Origin of the sequence: Streptomyces rubradiris (assembly GCF_016860525.1) — a bacterium.
Classification (GTDB): Bacteria; Actinomycetota; Actinomycetes; order Streptomycetales; family Streptomycetaceae; genus Streptomyces; species Streptomyces rubradiris.
The window spans coordinates 1,140,685-1,157,537 of record NZ_BNEA01000001.1; the positions used below are offsets into that span (position 1 = coordinate 1,140,685).

Sequence of the window (16,853 nt, forward strand, 5' to 3'; positions counted from 1 at the left end):
CGCCCCTTCGGGGGCGCTTTTCGTCACGCCGTGGCGACGAAGGCGCCCGTCTCCTTTTCCAGGATGATCATTTCCACGCCGTCGTCGCCCTTGGCCCGGCCCACCGCCTGGTAGCCCACCTTGCGGTACAGGCGGAGGTTGCCCTCGCTGCGGTGGCCGGTGTGGAGGCGGAAGCGGGTGGCGCCGTGCCGCTCGGCCAGTGCGGCCTCGGCCGCGTGCAGCAGCCGGGCGCCGATGCCGTGGCCCTGGAGGCGGGGGTGCACGCAGAGCCTGGCGATGGCCGCCGCGCCGTCCTCGGTCACCTTGCCGCGCACCGAGCCGACGACCTCCTCGCCGAGCCGGGCGACGAAGACGCAGTCGGTGGCGACTTCCTGGCGGACGGAGTCCAGGGTCTGCACGAGCGGGTCGATGCGGTAGTTGCCGTACAGCGCGGCCTCGCTCTGGAAGCAGAGGTACTGGAGCCTGAAGATCTGCTCCGCGTCCTGCTCGGTCGCCGCCGAGATGGTCACGCTCATGCCCATGTGCGCACGCCTCCCGCTCACCTGATCACCTGTCGTCCCCCACTCCTATCCCCGCGCTCCGCGCGTCGCAACCTCCGGTGTGAGCAATCTCCGCAGACAACCGAGACATCTGGAACGTTCCGGTCCCAGACTGCCCTGTGAGATACCCAACTCGCCCGCGATTTCCCGGTAGGTGAGGTCCTGCGGCGAGAGCAGCGCCTCCATCAGGCGCGGGCAGCGTCCGGGCAGCCGGCGGACCGCCTGGCGCAGGGCGCGGTGGCGGGCGGCGGTCAGGGCGTGCTGTTCGGGCCCGGGGCCGAGGACGTCGGGGGGTTCGCCGTCGTACGGCCGCTCCCGCCAGGTGGCGTGCCGGGAGCGGCGGGCCTCGGCGCGGACGGCCTCGCGCAGCCAGCCGGGCGGGTCCGGCGGCGGCCCGTCGCTCCGCAGCCGCTCCAGCAGCCGGAGCCAGACGGCCTGCTCCAGATCGCCCGGCTCGCTTCCGGAGGCATATGCCTCGGCGGAGGCCTCGGCGGCCAGCAGCGGGCGCAGGGCGGCTACCAGGTCGTGGGTCATATGCGGAACGACGAGCCGCCCCGGCGGCGGGTTGCCGGGGCGGCGCACACTCACCCCGAACGGGGGGACGGCCGGTGCGGTGGTTGACGGCGTCAGCCGGCCAGGAAGTCGGCGCGGGCGAGCAGTCCGGTGTCGGGGTTGTCGGTGAAGACGCCGTCGATGCCGGTCGCGAAGTACGTCCGGAAGGCACCGAGGGCATCGCCGTAGCCGTCGGCCGCGCCGCCCCTGCGGTACTCGGCGGGCAGGAAGGGGTTCTCGTTGCGCAGGGTGTAGGGGTGCACGACCAGTCCCACCCGGTGCGCGTCGGAGACCAGCGTGGTGGGCTCGGCCAGGGTGCCGTCCGCCTTCTTCGGGATGACCAGGTCCACGGTGGGGCCGATGCCCTGCGCGTAGCCGGCGATCTCCCGCAGGCCCTTGGGGGTGACGAGGTCGGCGACCGTGCGCGGGTCGTTCGCCGCCACGAAGTCGTAGGGCCGGCTGTTCGCCGAGGAGAGCAGGACGACCAGGGGGTTGTCGACCAGCCGGTTCAGCCGCTGGATGCTGGTCGGTTCGAAGGACTGGATGACGACCGGGGAGTGCCGGCCGTCCTTGCCGTACTTGCGCAGCAGCTTGGCCACCCGCTCCTCCAGGCCGAGGCCGAGCTCGCGGAAGTAGGTGGGGTGCTTGGTCTCCGGGTAGATCCAGACCTGCCGGCCGCGCCTGCGGGTCTGCTCGTCCTGCCACTTCAGGACCTCTTCGAAGGTGGGGATCTCCCAGCGGCCGTCGTAGAGGGTGTTGTGCGGCCGGTTGGCCGGGACGCGTTCGACGGCGCGCAGCGTCTTCAGCTCGGCGAGGGTGAAGTCCTCGGTGAACCAGCCGGTCGTGGGGACGCCGTCGAGCACCTTGGTGGTCCTGCGGCCGGCAAACTCCGGGTGGGCGGCGACGTCCGTGGTGCCGCCGATCTCCGGCTCGTGCCGGCACACCAGGTGGCCGTCCTTGGTCGGCACCAGGTCGCCGGCCTCGACCACGTCGGCGCCCAGGTCCAGCGCGAGGTCGTAGGAGCCGAAGGTGTGCTCGGGCCGGTAGCCGCTGGCTCCCCGGTGGGCGATGACCGTGGGCACCGGCAGGCCCTTCAGCCCGCGGCCCGGGCGTCCGGCCGGGCGGGTCGCGTCGGCCCGGGCGGTTCCGGGCAGTCCGAGGACCGCTCCGCCCGCGCCGAGCACCGCGGCGCCGAGCAGTGCCCGCCGTCCCGTCGCCTGCGTCTGCCCGTTGTCCTGGTCGCCGCCCATGAGCGCCCTCCTGCCGTTCGCTTCTGCCGGTGCGCGCCGATCGTAGGGGCGTACACATGACCGAAGGGAGGCCCTCGTTCGAACACCGGGGTGCCGTCGGGTGTCCGGCGGGCGGTGGAGGGTGACGGGGCGTCGGCCGGGGGGCGGGACCCGGGCCGGCGCGATGTCCGTCACACGCGCACAAGGCCGTTACCCGCCGTCCGGCCCGCGCCACCCCAGGTGAACGCGTGTCAATAGTTGGTAAGACCTCGGCGAAGCGGACGCCTCCGATGTGCGCGCGGGCGTGCCCCGCGAGTAATGTCCTCACCTGCACAGACTCATATCGCCCCCCTTGACATCGGAGGACCCGTTGTCCCGCTTCGCGCTCATCAAGGCAGTGCTCGGACCGATCATGCGCCTGATGTTCCGCCCCCAGGTGGAGGGCGCGGAGCACATCCCGGGGGACGGCCCGGTGATTCTGGCCGGTAATCACCTCACCTTCATCGACTCGATCGTGCTGCCGCTGGTCACCAAGCGGCAGGTGCACTTCATCGGCAAGGACGAGTACGTCACCGGCAAGGGCTTCAAGGGGCGGCTGATGGCCTGGTTCTTCACCGGCGTCGGCATGATCCCGGTGGACCGGGACGGGGCGAACGGCGGTGTGGCGGCGCTGATGACCGGGCGCCGCGTCCTGGAGGAGGGCCGGGTCTTCGGGATCTACCCGGAGGGCACCCGCTCGCCCGACGGGCGGCTGTACCGGGGCCGCACCGGCATCGCCCGGCTGACCCTGATGACCGGAGCGCCGGTGGTGCCGTTCGCCATGATCGGCACCGACAAGCTCCAGCCGAGCGGCAAGGGCCTCCCGCGGCCGGGCCGGGTCACCGTGCGGTTCGGCGAGGCCATGGAGTTCTCGCGCTACGACGGCATGGACCGGGACCGCTACGTCCTGCGGGCGGTGACGGACTCGGTGATGACCGAGGTGATGCGGCTGTCCGGGCAGGAGTACGTGGACATGTACGCCACCAAGGCGAAGGCCGCCTGAGCCCCCCGGGGCGAGCGCGTACCGCCCCTCGCCCTCCGCCTGCCGGTGGAATCTGCCCCCGACACATAGGGCATTCGGCCGCATTACCGGGCCACCTGACCACCCAACATGTCTTATTTAGACATGTTCACACCTTCTCGGCGTACCCTGCTCCGCACCCCCCTCGCCGCCGCCGGCGCGGGATTCCTGGCAGCCTGCACCAGTTCCGGCCCGGAGTCCGGCTCCGGACCCGAACATCCCGGCGGCGGGGAGAGGTTCGTCCCGGCCGGGCCCCGAGGCTACGTCAATCCCTCGGATCCGGAGGTGCTGGCCGCCGAACGCAGACGCGGGGCCGGCCGCGAGCGCGTCCTGCGGTTCACCGCGGCGGAGACCGAGCTGGACATCGGCGGACGCTCCGTCCGTACCTGGGCGTACAACGAGGAGGTGCCGGGCCCCCTGGTGCGGGTCACCGCCGGGGACGTGCTCGACCTGACACTGGCCAACCGGCTGCCCGAGACCACCACCCTGCACTCCCACGGGGTGCGGCTGCGCTGCGACATGGACGGCGTCCCCGACCTGACCCAGCGCGCCATCCACCCGGACACCGACTTCCGCTACCGCTTCACCGTCGCGCACCCGGGAACGTACCTGCTGCACTCCCACGTCGGGATGCAGCCCGACCGGGCCCTGTACGCGCCGCTCGTCGTGGAGGACCCCAGGGAACCCCTCTCCTACGACAAGGAGTGGGTCCTGGTCCTGGACGACTGGCTCGACGGTGTGGAGGGCTCCACCCCCGAGAACGTCCTGGAACAGCTCAAGCCCGGCGGCGCCATGGACATGGGAGGCATGGCCATGGGCCCCGGCCACCCGACGAAGGGGCACCCGAAGCCGTCCAAGAAGCCCACCGGCCCCAACCGGGTGCTGCACAAGTCCCACAGCCGCATGCTCAACGGGGAGGGCGGCAGCGTCGCCTACCCGCACTACCTCATCAACGGCCGGCTGCCCGACGCGCCGTCGGTGTTCCGCTGCCGCCCCGGCGAGCGGGTGCGGCTGCGCATCATCAACGCCGGTTCCGAGACCGCCTTCCGGGTGGCGCTGGGCGACCACAAGATGACCGTCACGCACACCGACGGCTACCCGGTGCGGCACAAGGAGACCGACGCGCTCCTCGTCGGCATGGCGGAGCGGTACGACGTGCTGATCACCGCCCGGGACGGCATGTTCCCGCTGGTCGCCCTCCCCGAGGGCAAGAAGGGCAGGGCCCTCGCCGTCCTGCACACCGGCAAGACGCGCAAGTCCCCGCCCGCCGGCGAGGTCCGCCCGCGGGAGATCGACGGCAACACCGTCCCCGCGCGCCGGCTGCTGCCCCACGAGTCCGTGGCCCTGGACGACCGGAAGCCGGACCGCGAGGTGCGCATCCGGATCACCGGGACGATGGCGAAGTTCGACTGGGGGTTCGACCACAGGACCTACACCCCGCAGCAGCGCCACCCGGTCCGTGCCGGTGAGCGGGTGCGGCTCACCCTCATCAACGCCACCGACATGTGGCACCCGATGCACCTGCACGGGCACACCTTCGCGGTGACCGGGCTGGACTCCGCGGGCGCGCGCAAGGACACCGCGCTGGTGCTGCCGCACCGCAAGCTGGTGCTCGACTTCGACGCCGACAACCCGGGGCTGTGGATGCTGCACTGCCACAACCAGTACCACTCGGAGAGCGGGATGATGACGGTCCTCGGCTACAAGAAGTGAGGGCGGCGCGGCCGGCGCGCTCGGCTCACCCGGCGTCGCCGTCCAGTTTCTGGCCCCGCAGCAGGAACCACGCCACCGCCGACGCCGTCAGCAGGACCGCCGCGCCCGCCGCCGAGGCCAGGTGGAGGCCGTGGACGAAGGACTCGCGGGCCGCGCCGAGCAGCCCCTCGGCCTGGTGCGGGGGCAGGAGCGCGGCGGCCTGCACCGCGGCGCCCAGCGACTCGTGGGCCCCGGCCGGGGTGCCGGCCGGGCCCGCGAAGTCGCGGTAGACGCCGGTCACGATGGAGCCCAGCAGGGCGATGCCGAGGGCGGCGCCCAGTTCGTACGCCGTCTCGGAGACCGCCGAGGCCGCGCCCGCCTGGTCCTTCGGGACGCTGGAGAGGATGACGTCGGCGGTCACCGTGAAGGAGAGGCCCGCGCCGACGCCGACCACCAGCAGGGCGGCGCCGAGGACGGGATAGCCGGTGGTCTGGCCGATCATGGTCAGTGCCGCCAGGGCGACGCCGACCGCGGCGAGGCCGCCCGCGACGACCGCGCGGACCGAGAAGCGCCGGGCCGCGCGGCCCGCGACCAGACCGGCCGCCACCGCGCCCACCGCTGCGGGCAGTTCGGCCAGGCCCGCCTCGAACGGGTGCCGGTCCTGGACGAGTTGCAGGAACTGGGAGAGGAAGAACACCAGGCCGGACATGCCGAGGACGGTCAGCAGGTCGGCGAGGACCGCGCCGCTGAAGCCGCGCCGCCGGAACAGCCGCATGTCCAGCAGCGGCACCGGCATGGTCAGCTGGCGGTGGACGAAGCCGTACAGCGCCGCCGCGCCCAGCAGGCCGGCACCGAGGGCCGGCCAGGAGAAGCCGTGCGCCGCCGCCTCCTTGACGGCGTAGACGAGGCCGATCATGCCGGCCAGCGACAGCAGCACGCTGGTCAGGTCCCACGGCCCCGGGCGCGGGTTGCGGGACTCGGGCAGGGTGCGCACGCCGACCAGCACCAGGACGGCCATCACCGGCAGGTTGATCAGGAAGACCGAGCCCCACCAGAAGTGTTCCAGGAGGAATCCGCCGGCGATCGGGCCGACGGCCATGCCGGCGGAGGCGGTGGCGCCCCAGATGCCGACGGCCAGGCTGCGTTCGCGCGGGTCGTGGAAGATGTTGCGGATCAGGGCCAGTGTGGCGGGCATCAGGGTCGCGCCCGCGACGCCGAGCAGCGCCCGGGCCAGGATCATCAGCTCGGGCGTCGTGGCGTAGGCGTTGAGCACGGACAGCGCGCCGAACGCGGTGGCACCGACCAGCAGGATCCGCTTGCGGCCGATGCGGTCGCCGAGGCTGCCCATGGAGACGAGCAGACCGGCGATGACGAAGGAGTAGACGTCGCCGATCCACAGCAGCTGGGTGCCGGAGGGGTGGAGGTCTTCGCTGATGTAGGGGGTCGCCAGGCCGAGGACGGTGGCGTCGACGGCCACCAGCAGCACGGCCAGGACGAGGACGGACAGCGCCAGCCAGCGGCCCGGGCGCTTCACCGCCTCGGTCGTCCGGTCCGGCCGCAGGGTGCTGGTCATGGTTCCTCTCTTCGCAGTGCGCCGCCGAGCAACAGCTCGGCGATCATGGTCGGGAAGTCCCGGGAGGCCACCCGGCCGTCCAGGGTGGCCCAGGCGCACGAGGCGATGAGCCCGTACAGCGCCTCGGTGAGCCAGACCGGGCTGAGATCGATACGGAATGCGCCGGCGCGCTGACCGCGCTGGAACAGGGCGCTGATCCGGGCGTCCAGGCGCTGCCAGCCCTCGTTCAGCCCGTCGCCCTCCCACAGCTGGTTCTCGCCGTAGAGGAACGACAGCAGTCCGGCGGCCGGCTGGATCTCGCGGACCAGCCGGCGGACGGCCTCGGCCGCGGGACCTTCTTCCAGCCGGGCGCGGTCCAGCGCGGCCTCGCATTCGGCGATGCCGAGCTGTTCCAGGGCCCTGACGAGGGCGTCGCGGCCGGCGAAGTGGCGGTGCAGCGTGGCCCGGCTGATCCCGGCGGCCTTGGCGACCTCGTCCATGGTCGCGGTGGATTTGCGGGTCAGCAGGGCGGCTGCGCTGCGCAGCACGTGGTCACGGTCGATGGCCATGAGACAAGAGTAGCCCAGATGAGACGTTGATGTCTCATCCTGGGCACGCGTGGCTCATTTTCCCAGCTCGTAGCGGGTGTGTGTCAGTGCCAGGGCAGCTGCCGGCGCCGCTCCCAGTAGGCGTGCGGCTCCTCCCGCAGCACGGCGAGACGGGCCAGCCGGTCCGGGTCCAGGTCGACGGCGGGGGCGCGCAGATTCGACAGCAGCTGGGGGACGGTCGCCGCGCCGGAGAGGACCACGCCCGCCCAGGGCCGGCGCAGGATCCAGCCGAGGGCGACCGCGTCACAGCCGAGCCCGGTGGCGGCGGCCACGGCCTTGAGGGCGTCCGGGGCGTGCGGACCGGCCAGCCGGCCGTTCGCCATGCCCTCCTTGACGATCACGGTGAGCCCGGCGTCGTGCGCCTCGGCGAGGGCGGGACCGGCCGAGGTCTCCAGGAGGTTGTACGTCGACTGGACGGTACGGAAGAGAGGCTCGCCGCCGACCGTGACGGCGAGGGCCGCGCGGATGGTGTCGGCCTGGGCGGGGCCGCTGGTGGAGAAGCCGAGGGTGAGGCCCCGGGCGGCCGCCTCCGCGAGCCTCGCGTGCAGGTCCTTGTCGGTCAGGGCCGGGCTGTCCGGGGTCACCGAGTGGATCTGGTAGAGGTCGAGCCGGTCGCCGAGCAGGGCGTCGGTCTCGGCGCGCTGCCGGTCGTAGGCGGCGGTGCTGTGGTCCTTGACCTCGTGCGTCTCGGCGTCCGCCGACCAGCCGGCGGTGTAGGTGTAGCCCCATTTACTGCCGATGACCACGTCGTCGATGCCGGGGTGGGCGGCCAGCCAGTCCGCGAGGAACTCCTCGGAGCGGCCGTAGGAGCGGGCGGCGTCGACGTAGCGGACGCCCTGGGCGTAGGCGGCGTCGAGGAGTGCGTGGGTCCGGGCGCGCAGTGCCTCGACGCCGCGGTTCTCTCCGAGGTCTTCGCCACGGCCGAGGTTGATGTAGCCGGGGCGGCCGACGGCGGCGAGGCCGAGGCCGATGCGGCGGGTGGGGGTGGTCGCTGTCGCGAGGCGGGCGAAGGGCATCGCGGGGTCCGTTCGGTCGGTAGCGGTGGGCTTCCGGCCAACGTAACCCGCGATGACACCCCACTTGTGGAGCCGGGCGCCTGGAGAACCCGGGCGGTACCGGCTCGTCGGCGAGTGCGTGTGCGTGGTGGCTTGTCGCGCAGTTCCGCGCCCCTGAGGGGGCGCTCCCCTACTGCTTCTTTTTGGCCACCGCCCACTCGTGCTGACGTGCCACGTCCGCCTTGACCTCCGCGAGCTGGACCGCCACCGCGCTCGGGGCCGTGCCGCCGCGGCCGGACCGGGAGGCGAGGGCGCCGGGGACGTTGAGGACCGTGCGGACCTCGGGGGTGAGGTGCGGGGAGATCTTCGCGAACTGCTCGTCCGTGAGGTCGTCCAGCTCCTTGCCCTCGGCCTCGGCGGCCTTGACGCACTCCCCCGCGACCTCGTGCGCCACCCGGAACGGCACGCCCTGCCTGACCAGCCACTCGGCGATGTCGGTGGCCAGCGAGAAGCCGGCCGGGGCCAGCTCCTCCATGCGCTCGCGGTGGACGGTGAGCGTGGCGATCATGCCGGTGAAGGCGGGCAGCAGCACCTCCAGCTGGTCGCAGGAGTCGAAGACCGGCTCCTTGTCCTCCTGGAGGTCTCGGTTGTACGCCAGGGGCAGGGCCTTGAGGGTCGCCAGCAGGCCGGTCAGATTGCCGATCAGCCGGCCGGACTTGCCGCGGGCCAGCTCGGCGATGTCAGGGTTCTTCTTCTGCGGCATGATCGACGAGCCCGTGGAGAAGGCGTCGTGCAGGGTCACGAAGGAGAACTCCTTCGTGTTCCAGATGATGATCTCCTCGGCGATCCGGGAGAGGTTCACACCGATCATCGCGGTGATGAACGCGAACTCCGCGACGAAGTCCCGGGAGGCGGTGCCGTCGATGGAGTTGCCGGCGCTGCCGTGCTCGAAGCCGAGGTCCCGGGCGACCGCCTCCGGGTCCAGGCCCAGGGAGGAGCCGGCGAGGGCGCCGGAGCCGTACGGCGACACGGCCGTCCGCTCGTCCCACTGGCGCAGCCGCTCGGCGTCCCGGGACAGGGACTGGACGTGGGCGAGGACGTGGTGGGCGAAGAGCACCGGCTGGGCGTGCTGGAGGTGGGTGCGGCCGGGCATCGCCACGTCCGGGTGGGCCTCGGCAAGACCGATCAGGGCGTCCTGGAGGTCGGCGATCAGGCCGCCGATGATCCGGGCGTGGTCGCGCAGGTACATCCGGAAGAGGGTGGCGACCTGGTCGTTGCGGGACCGGCCGGCGCGCAGCTTGCCGCCGAGGTCCGGGCCGAGGCGCTCCAGCAGGCCGCGCTCCAGGGCGGTGTGCACGTCCTCGTCGGCGATGGTGCCGACGAAGGCGCCCGACGCGACGTCCGCTTCGAGTCGGTCGAGGCCGGCCAGCATCCGGGTCAGCTCGTCCTCGGTGAGCAGCCCCGCCTTGTGCAGGACGCGCGCGTGGGCACGCGAGCCGGCGATGTCGTAGGGCGCGAGCCGCCAGTCGAAGTGGACGGACGCGGACAGCTTCGCCAGGGCCTCGGCGGGTCCGTCGGCGAAACGGCCGCCCCAGAGCCGTACGTCACCGCTGTTGCTGCTCACTTGCGTTGCTCCTCGAAGCTCGTGATGTGCCACCGCCTCCCCACGCTTCCGGGCGGGGAGGCGGCTGTCGGGCCGATGCGGGTGAGGTGACCCTCGTGTGTCAGGCCAGGTCTGCGTCAGGCTCCGCCTGCCAGATCACGCCGCGCGGCGATCTTCGACGACAGGCTGTAGATGTCGATGAAGCCCTTGGCCGCCGACTGGTCGAAGGTGTCGCCTGTGTCGTAGGTGGCGAGGTCGAAGTCGTACAGCGACTTCTGGGAGCGCCGGCCGGTGACGACCGCGCGACCGCCGTGCAGGGTCATCCGGATGTCGCCGGAGACGTGCTGGTTGGCCTCGTTGATGAAGCCGTCCAGGGCGCGCTTGAGCGGGGAGAACCACTGGCCGTCGTAGACCAGTTCGCCCCAGCGCTGCTCGACCTGGCGCTTGAACCGGGCGAGTTCGCGCTCGACGGTGACGTTCTCCAGCTCCTGGTGGGCGGTGATCAGGGCGATCGCGCCCGGGGCCTCGTACACCTCGCGGGACTTGATGCCGACCAGGCGGTCCTCGACCATGTCGATCCGGCCGATGCCCTGGGCGCCGGCCCGCTCGTTGAGCTGCTGGATGGCCTGCAGGACGGTGACGGGCTTGCCGTCGATGGCGACCGGGACGCCCGCCTCGAAGGTGATGACCACCTCGTCGGCCTCGCGGGGGGCGGCCGGGTTGGAGGTGTACTCGTAGATGTCCTCGATCGGGGCGTTCCAGATGTCCTCCAGGAAGCCCGTCTCGACGGCGCGCCCGAAGACGTTCTGGTCGATGGAGTACGGGGACTTCTTGGTGGTGGCGATCGGGAGCTGCTTGGCCTCGCAGAAGGCGATCGCCTTGTCCCTGGTCATGGCGTAGTCGCGGACCGGGGCGATGCACTTCAGGTCGGGGGCGAGGGCGACGATGCCGGCCTCGAAGCGGACCTGGTCGTTGCCCTTGCCGGTGCAGCCGTGGGCGACCGTGGTGGCGCCGTGCTTCTTGGCGGCAGCGACCAGGTGCTTGACGATGGTCGGCCGGGAGAGGGCGGAGACCAGCGGGTAGCGGTCCATGTACAGGGCGTTGGCCTTGATCGCCGGGAGGCAGTACTCGTCGGCGAACTCGTCCTTGGCGTCCGCGACCTCGGCCTCGACGGCACCGCACGCGAGGGCGCGCTTGCGGATGACGTCCAGGTCCTCGCCGCCCTGGCCGACGTCGACCGCAACGGCGATGACCTCGGCGCCCGTCTCCTCGGCGATCCAGCCGATGGCGACGGAGGTGTCCAGACCGCCTGAGTAGGCCAGTACGACGCGCTCGGTCACGAGTTTTCTCCTCACAGTGCATTCGCTGATATGCATGAGTATGCAGGAGTCTGCATGATTCGTCAATCAGCCCTTCGAGGGAGAAATACTTAGACAGGCGAAGGATCTTCCGCGATAATCGTTAGTCATGGGAAAGACTTATGAACGCATAGACGGCAGACTGCGCGCCTTCATCGAGGCACAGCCGCTCTTCTTCACCGCGACCGCCCCGCTCTCCGGCGACGGCACGGTCAACCTCTCCCCCAAGGGGCTCAAGGGCTCCTTCGTGGTGCTGGACGAACTCACCGTCGCCTACCTGGACTTCGCCGGGTCCACCGCCGAGACCATCGCCCACCTGCGGGAGAACGGGCGGATCACACTGATGTGGTGCGCCTTCCAGGGCCCGCCCAACATCGTGCGCGTGCACGGCCGAGGCGAGCCCGTCTTCCGTGACGACCCGCGCTTCCCGGACCTCCTCGCCCGCTTCCCGGACATCGACCACACCGCGCACGGACTGCGCGCCGTCATCGTGGTGCACGCCGATGTGGTCCGCGACTCCTGCGGCTACGCCGTCCCCTTCATGGCGTACGAGGAGGACCGCGACCTGCACGGCAGGCGCTTCGCCCGCGAGGACGACGCCTCACTGAGCGCGTACTTCACCCAGAAGGAGCACATCGCGACCAGCCTGGACGGACTGCCCGGGCTGCCGTTGCCGCTGCCCCCGTCTAGCGTCTGAGGCATGCGCCCCGGTGTGGTCCTCGCCCTCGTGTCCGTGTCCTGTCTCGCCCTGCTCGGCGCCGCCCCCGGCCGGGAACCGGCACCGCTGCCGGCCCGGATGGCGGACACCGGCGGCGGCTCCCAGCTGATCGTCGCCCAGGCCCCGGACACCGGCGCCACCGAGGGCACGGTCGCCTGGTGGGACCTCCGGGACGGCCGATGGGTCCGGGCCGGAACCGCGCCGGCCCGCTTCGGAGCGCACGGGCTGGTCGAGGGCACCACCCGCACACAGGGCACCGAAACGACCCCGACCGGCCTGTACGACCTCCCGTTCGGCTTCGGGACCGAGCCGGCGCCGGCCGGGACGAGCGTGGAGTACCGGGCCGTGAAGGACAGTTCCTGGTGGTGCCAGGACAACGGCTCCCGCTCCTACAACCGCTGGGTCGACCCGCTGCCCGCCGACTGCCGCGCCGCCGAGTCCGAGCACCTGGCCGACTACCGGGAGCAGTACGCCCACGGCCTGGTCATCGGCTTCAACTACGACCGGCCCGTGCGCGGACGCGGCGCCGGGATCTTCCTGCACGTCAACGGGCGCGGGCCGACGTCCGGTTGTGTGTCGGTGCCCAAGGAGGCGATGGAGCGGATCCTGCGCTGGGCGGATCCGGAGCGCGAGCCGCACATCGCGGTGGGCACCGAGGACGGGGCCACCGCCGTCACCCGCTACTGAGGCGCCCCCGGACGCGCCGCGCCCGCCCGCGCCGTTCCCCGGCCGCCTTGCCGCTCGCCGCTCGGGCGGGTGCGGCGGACGTGCTACGGCTGTGGCTGTGGTGGCACACCACGCCGGCTGTCGCCGACGGCACCGGCCGGATGCCGGGAGCGGGCCGGATCACCGGGCCTGCCGGCCGGCCACCCGATGGCACTCGGTAGCGTCGGCGGCCTGACCTCCGGATGGGCGCGGAGGCGGGCCGGCTGGTCCGCCGGCGGTTCCTCGTCCCGGGACCGCGCTCCAGCTCTGTCCGCCCCGGCACCGGGGTCTCGGCCGGAGGGCCCGTGCGGCGTCCCGGCCGCGCGGTCGGCGCCTGCGGGCCCGCACCGGGCGCTCCCCCGCCGCCGCCCCCTTCAGTGGCCGTTCTGGGCCAGTCGCAGCAAGTGGTCCGCCAGCGCCTGGCCGCCGGTGGGGTTCCGGCTGATCAGCAGCAGCGTGTCGTCGCCGGCGATGGTGCCCAGGATGTCGTGGAGTTCGGCCTGGTCGATGGCGGAGGCGAGGAACTGCGCGGCGCCGGGAGGCGTGCGCAGGACCACGAGGTTCGCCGAGGCCTCCGCGGAGATCAGCAGCTCCTGGGAGAGCCGCCGCATCCGCTCCTCCTTCGCCGACTCCCCCAGCGGGGCACGCGGGGTACGGAACCCGCCCTCGCTCGGCACCGCGTAGATCAGGTCGCCGTCGGTGTTGCGGATCTTGACCGCGTTCAGCTCGTCGAGATCCCGGCTGAGCGTCGCCTGCGTGACGTTCAGCCCGTCGTCGGCGAGCAGCTTCGCCAGCTGGCTCTGCGACCGCACCGGCTGCCGGTTGAGGATGTCCACGATCCGGCGGTGCCGTGCGGTGCGGGTCTGCGGTACGGCGGGCCCGGCCCCCACGCCCTGTTCGTGGTCCTGCGCCTCGCTCATCGTCGTCTCATTCTCCGGATCGTCCGTCCCCGTCCACGGGGCCCGCTGCGTCGAGGATGCCGGGCAGCGCCCCGAGCAGCGCGTCCACCTCGTCGTCGCGCAGATTCAGCGGCGGCATGAGCCGTACGACGTCGGGGGCGGGCGCGTTCACCAGGAACCCGGCCTCCTGGGCCGCCGCCTGCGCCTGTGGCGCGCGCGGCCCGGTGAGCACGATACCCAGGAGCAGGCCCGCGCCCCGGACACCGTGGACCAGCGGGTGGTTCAGCGCCTCGATTCCCTCCCGCAGCCGCTCGCTCTGCCGCTTGACGTTGTCCAGCAGGCCCTCGGCCTCGATGGTGTCGAGCACGGCGAGTCCGGCGGCGCAGGCGACCGGGTTGCCGCCGAAGGTGGTCCCGTGGTGGCCCGGCCGGAGCAGTTCGGCGGCCCGGCCGAAGGCCACGGTCGCGCCGAGCGGCAGCCCGCCGCCGAGCTGCTTGGCGAGGGTGACGACGTCGGGCAGCACGCCCTCGTGGGCCTGGTACTCGAACCAGGTCCCGGTCCGGCCGATGCCGGTCTGCACCTCGTCCAGGACCAGCAGCGCGCCGGTGGCGGCGGTGATCGCGCGGGCGGCCTTGAGATAGCCGGCCGGGGGCACGACCACGCCGTTCTCGCCCTGGATCGGCTCGATGACCACCAGGGCGGTGTCCTCGGTGACCGCGGCGGCCAGCGCCTGGGCGTCGCCGTAGGGGACGTGGGTGACCTCGCCGGGCAGCGGCCGGAACGGGTCCTGCTTGGCGGGCTGGCCGGTGAGCGCGAGGGCGCCCATGGTCCGGCCGTGGAAGCCGCCCTCGGTGGCGACCACCTGGGTGCGGCCGGTCAGCCGGCCGATCTTGAAGGCGGCCTCGTTGGCCTCGGCGCCGGAGTTGCAGAAGAAGACCCGGCCGTCCCGGCCGAAGAGGCGCAGGAGCCGTTCGGCGAGGGCGACGGTGGGCTCGGCCATGAAGAAGTTGGAGATGTGGCCGAGGGAGGCGATCTGCCCGCTGACGGCGGCGACGACGGCGGGGTGGGCGTGGCCGAGCGCGTTGGTGGCGATACCGCCGACGAAGTCCAGGTATTCCCGGCCCTCGGCGTCCCACACCCGGGTGCCCGCACCGCGGACGAGGGGCAGGCGCGGGGTGCCGTAGTTGTCCATGAGCGCGCCCTGCCACCGCGCGGTCAGTTCCTGGTTGCTCATGACTCCCCCTGTTCGTCCGGCACGACCATGGTGCCGATGCCTTCGTCGGTGAAGATCTCCAGCAGGATCGAGTGCTGGACCCGGCCGTCGATGACCCGGGCGGTGTGCACGCCGTTGCGCACGGCGTGCAGGCAGCCCTCCATCTTGGGCACCATGCCGGCACTCAGGTCGGGCAGCAGCTTCTCCAGCTGGGAGGCGGTGAGGCGGCTGATCACCTCGTCGGAGTGGGGCCAGTCCACGTAGAGCCCCTCGACGTCGGTGAGGACCATGAGGGTCTCGGCGCCGAGGGCGGCGGCGAGTGCCGCGGCGGCCGTGTCGGCGTTGACGTTGTAGACGTGTCCGTCGTCCTCGGAGCGGGCGATGGAGGAGACGACCGGGATGCGGCCGTCGGCCAGCAGGGCCGCTATGGCACCGGTGTCGATGGCGGTGATCTCGCCGACCCGCCCGATGTCGACCGGTTCCCCGTCGATCTCGGGGGTGTGCCGGGTGGCGCTGATGGTGTGCGCGTCCTCGCCGGTGAGGCCGACGGCGAGCGGGCCGTGCTGGTTGAGCAGGCCGACCAGCTCGCGCTGCACCTGCCCGGCGAGCACCATCCGTACCACGTCCATGGCGTCCTCGGTGGTGACGCGCAGGCCCGCCTTGAACTCGCTGGCGATGCCGTGCCTGTCGAGGGCGGCGCTGATCTGCGGGCCGCCGCCGTGCACCACGACCGGCCTTAGGCCGGCGTGGTGCAGGAAGACGACGTCCTGGGCGAAGGCGGCCTTCAGTTCCTCGTCCACCATGGCGTTGCCGCCGAACTTGATGACGACGACCTTGCCGTGGTGCCGGGTGAGCCAGGGCAGCGCCTCGATGAGGATGCGGGCCTTGGGCAGCGCGGTGTGTTTGCGGGTTGTCATGAGGAGTAGGCGCTGTTCTCGTGGACGTAGTCGGCGGTCAGGTCGTTGGTCCAGATGGTCGCGGTCTCGGTGCCCGCGGCCAGGTCGGCGACGATGTGCACCTCGCGGTAGCGCATGTCGACCAGGTCGCGGTCCTCGCCGACGGAGCCGTTCCGGCACACCCAGACGCCGTTGATGGCGACGTTCAGTCGGTCGGGTTCGAAGGCGGCCCGGGTGGTGCCGATCGCGGAGAGCACCCGGCCCCAGTTGGGGTCCTCGCCGTGGATCGCGCACTTGAGGAGGTTGCTGCGGGCGATGGAGCGGCCCACCTCGACGGCGTCCTCCTCGGTCGCCGCGTTGATCACCTCGACCTTGATCTCCTTGCTGGCGCCCTCGGCGTCGCCGATGAGCTGCCGGCCGAGGTCGTCGCAGACCTCGCGCACGGCCTCGGCGAACTCGTCGTAGTCGGGGGTGATCCCGGAGGCGCCGGAGGCGAGCAGCAGCACGGTGTCGTTGGTGGACATGCAGCCGTCGGAGTCGACGCGGTCGAAGGTGACCCGGGTGGCCGCGCGCAGCGCCTTGTCCAGCACCTCGCTCTCCAGGTCGGCGTCGGTGGTGAGGACGACCAGCATGGTGGCGAGGCCGGGGGCGAGCATGCCGGCGCCCTTGGCCATGCCGCCGACGGTCCAGCCGGACCGCGTCGCCACGGAGGTCTTGTGGACGGTGTCGGTGGTCTTGATGGCGATGGCGGCCTTCTCGCCGCCGTGCTCGCTCAGGGAGGCGGCGGCCGTCTCCACGCCCGCCAGGACCTTGTCCATGGGCAGCAACTCGCCGATCAGGCCGGTGGAGCAGACGGCGACCTCGATGGCGCCCCGGCCGAGCACCTCGGCGGTCTTCTCGGCGGTGGCGTGGGTGTCCTGGAAGCCCTTCGGCCCGGTGCAGGCGTTGGCACCGCCGGAGTTGAGGACGACCGCCGAGACCTGGCCGCTCCTCAGGACCTGCTCCGACCACAGCACCGGGGCCGCCTTGACGCGGTTGGAGGTGAAGACGCCCGCGGCGGCACGGCGGGGCCCGCCGTTGACCACCAGGGCCAGGTCGGGGTCGCCGTTCTCCTTGATCCCGGCGGCGATCCCCGCCGCCGTGAATCCCTTGGCTGCCGTGACACTCACTGCGTCTCCTTGTTCGCTTCTCCGCCCGTGCAGTGCGGCGGTGCGGTCATCGTCGTCGTCTGCGG

The 16,853-nt window shown here is 72.1% G+C and carries 16 protein-coding genes; 4 read left to right on the top strand and 12 right to left on the bottom strand.

What is annotated here, in order from left to right:
* Positions 1-23 precede the first annotated feature (23 nt).
* From Srubr_RS05315 to Srubr_RS05325, 3 genes are all read right to left on the bottom strand, one after another.
* Complete coding sequence (locus Srubr_RS05315; RefSeq protein ID WP_189996390.1) at positions 24-521, bottom strand: GNAT family N-acetyltransferase; 498 nt, start codon at positions 519-521, stop codon at positions 24-26.
* 45 nt (positions 522-566) lie between these two features.
* On the bottom strand, positions 567-1,073 hold the full coding sequence (locus Srubr_RS05320; protein WP_189996235.1) for an RNA polymerase sigma factor: 507 nt from the start codon (positions 1,071-1,073) through the stop codon (positions 567-569).
* Positions 1,074-1,165: 92 nt separating this feature from the next.
* On the bottom strand, positions 1,166-2,341 hold the full coding sequence (locus tag Srubr_RS05325; protein WP_189996234.1) for a glycerophosphodiester phosphodiesterase: 1,176 nt from the start codon (positions 2,339-2,341) through the stop codon (positions 1,166-1,168).
* Between the two features lie 331 nt (positions 2,342-2,672).
* On the opposite strand from Srubr_RS05325, the gene Srubr_RS05330 reads away from it, so the two are divergent.
* Positions 2,673-3,362: a lysophospholipid acyltransferase family protein gene (locus Srubr_RS05330; RefSeq protein WP_189996233.1), complete on the top strand. Its 690-nt coding sequence runs from the start codon at positions 2,673-2,675 to the stop codon at positions 3,360-3,362.
* 123 nt (positions 3,363-3,485) lie between these two features.
* The gene (locus tag Srubr_RS05335; RefSeq protein WP_189996232.1) at positions 3,486-5,093 is read left to right on the top strand and encodes a multicopper oxidase family protein; all 1,608 of its coding nucleotides are present in this window, start codon (positions 3,486-3,488) and stop codon (positions 5,091-5,093) included.
* Between the two features lie 25 nt (positions 5,094-5,118).
* Here Srubr_RS05335 and Srubr_RS05340 read toward each other — a convergent pair whose 3' ends face one another.
* The 5 genes from Srubr_RS05340 to Srubr_RS05360 form a co-directional block, all read right to left on the bottom strand.
* Positions 5,119-6,645, bottom strand: a complete 1,527-nt coding sequence (locus tag Srubr_RS05340; protein ID WP_189996231.1) for an MFS transporter — start codon at positions 6,643-6,645, stop codon at positions 5,119-5,121.
* Positions 6,642-7,193: a TetR/AcrR family transcriptional regulator gene (locus Srubr_RS05345; RefSeq protein ID WP_189996230.1), complete on the bottom strand. Its 552-nt coding sequence runs from the start codon at positions 7,191-7,193 to the stop codon at positions 6,642-6,644. Before Srubr_RS05345 ends, Srubr_RS05340 begins: the two co-directional genes overlap by 4 nt.
* Positions 7,194-7,276: 83 nt before the next feature.
* The gene (locus Srubr_RS05350) at positions 7,277-8,248 is read right to left on the bottom strand and encodes an aldo/keto reductase (RefSeq protein ID WP_189996229.1); all 972 of its coding nucleotides are present in this window, start codon (positions 8,246-8,248) and stop codon (positions 7,277-7,279) included.
* A 169-nt stretch (positions 8,249-8,417) separates the two neighbouring features.
* Entirely contained in the window at positions 8,418-9,851 is a 1,434-nt protein-coding gene (gene argH, locus Srubr_RS05355; RefSeq protein WP_189996228.1) for an argininosuccinate lyase, read from the bottom strand.
* 116 nt (positions 9,852-9,967) lie between these two features.
* Positions 9,968-11,170: an argininosuccinate synthase gene (locus Srubr_RS05360; RefSeq protein ID WP_189996227.1), complete on the bottom strand. Its 1,203-nt coding sequence runs from the start codon at positions 11,168-11,170 to the stop codon at positions 9,968-9,970.
* A 127-nt stretch (positions 11,171-11,297) separates the two neighbouring features.
* Between Srubr_RS05360 and Srubr_RS05365 the strand changes: the two genes are divergently transcribed.
* Entirely contained in the window at positions 11,298-11,885 is a 588-nt protein-coding gene (locus Srubr_RS05365; RefSeq protein ID WP_189996226.1) for a pyridoxamine 5'-phosphate oxidase family protein, read from the top strand.
* A gap of 3 nt (positions 11,886-11,888) precedes the next feature.
* Positions 11,889-12,593 (top strand): L,D-transpeptidase family protein, encoded by a 705-nt coding sequence (locus tag Srubr_RS05370; protein WP_189996225.1) that lies wholly within the window; start codon positions 11,889-11,891, stop codon positions 12,591-12,593.
* A gap of 392 nt (positions 12,594-12,985) precedes the next feature.
* Here the strand turns inward: Srubr_RS05370 and Srubr_RS05375 are convergent, their stop codons facing one another.
* From Srubr_RS05375 to argJ, 4 genes are read right to left on the bottom strand one after another with little or no spacing between them, the layout of a single operon-like run.
* Positions 12,986-13,531 carry an arginine repressor gene (locus Srubr_RS05375; protein WP_189996224.1) on the bottom strand — a complete coding sequence of 182 codons (546 nt, stop codon included), beginning with the start codon at positions 13,529-13,531 and terminating at the stop codon, positions 12,986-12,988.
* A 7-nt stretch (positions 13,532-13,538) separates the two neighbouring features.
* Positions 13,539-14,744 carry an acetylornithine transaminase gene (locus Srubr_RS05380; RefSeq protein WP_189996223.1) on the bottom strand — a complete coding sequence of 402 codons (1,206 nt, stop codon included), beginning with the start codon at positions 14,742-14,744 and terminating at the stop codon, positions 13,539-13,541.
* Positions 14,741-15,640, bottom strand: a complete 900-nt coding sequence (argB, locus tag Srubr_RS05385; protein ID WP_189996222.1) for an acetylglutamate kinase — start codon at positions 15,638-15,640, stop codon at positions 14,741-14,743. The genes Srubr_RS05380 and argB overlap by 4 nt, the downstream gene beginning before the upstream one ends.
* The gene (gene argJ, locus Srubr_RS05390; protein WP_189996221.1) at positions 15,637-16,788 is read right to left on the bottom strand and encodes a bifunctional glutamate N-acetyltransferase/amino-acid acetyltransferase ArgJ; all 1,152 of its coding nucleotides are present in this window, start codon (positions 16,786-16,788) and stop codon (positions 15,637-15,639) included. Before argJ ends, argB begins: the two co-directional genes overlap by 4 nt.
* Positions 16,789-16,853 lie beyond the last annotated feature (65 nt).

What these genes read in the sequence shown, in the direction of transcription:
- Srubr_RS05315 (WP_189996390.1), bottom strand. Translation starts at nt 521, where the DNA reads ATGGGCATGAGCGTGACCATCTCGGCGGCGACCGAGCAGGACGCGGAG.
- Srubr_RS05320 (WP_189996235.1), bottom strand. Translation starts at nt 1,073, where the DNA reads ATGACCCACGACCTGGTAGCCGCCCTGCGCCCGCTGCTGGCCGCCGAG.
- Srubr_RS05325 (WP_189996234.1), bottom strand. Translation starts at nt 2,341, where the DNA reads ATGGGCGGCGACCAGGACAACGGGCAGACGCAGGCGACGGGACGGCGG.
- Srubr_RS05335 (WP_189996232.1), top strand. Translation starts at nt 3,486, where the DNA reads ATGTTCACACCTTCTCGGCGTACCCTGCTCCGCACCCCCCTCGCCGCC.
- Srubr_RS05340 (WP_189996231.1), bottom strand. Translation starts at nt 6,645, where the DNA reads ATGACCAGCACCCTGCGGCCGGACCGGACGACCGAGGCGGTGAAGCGC.
- Srubr_RS05345 (WP_189996230.1), bottom strand. Translation starts at nt 7,193, where the DNA reads ATGGCCATCGACCGTGACCACGTGCTGCGCAGCGCAGCCGCCCTGCTG.
- Srubr_RS05350 (WP_189996229.1), bottom strand. Translation starts at nt 8,248, where the DNA reads ATGCCCTTCGCCCGCCTCGCGACAGCGACCACCCCCACCCGCCGCATC.
- Srubr_RS05365 (WP_189996226.1), top strand. Translation starts at nt 11,298, where the DNA reads ATGGGAAAGACTTATGAACGCATAGACGGCAGACTGCGCGCCTTCATC.
- Srubr_RS05370 (WP_189996225.1), top strand. Translation starts at nt 11,889, where the DNA reads ATGCGCCCCGGTGTGGTCCTCGCCCTCGTGTCCGTGTCCTGTCTCGCC.
- Srubr_RS05375 (WP_189996224.1), bottom strand. Translation starts at nt 13,531, where the DNA reads ATGAGCGAGGCGCAGGACCACGAACAGGGCGTGGGGGCCGGGCCCGCC.
- Srubr_RS05380 (WP_189996223.1), bottom strand. Translation starts at nt 14,744, where the DNA reads ATGAGCAACCAGGAACTGACCGCGCGGTGGCAGGGCGCGCTCATGGAC.
- argB (WP_189996222.1), bottom strand. Translation starts at nt 15,640, where the DNA reads ATGACAACCCGCAAACACACCGCGCTGCCCAAGGCCCGCATCCTCATC.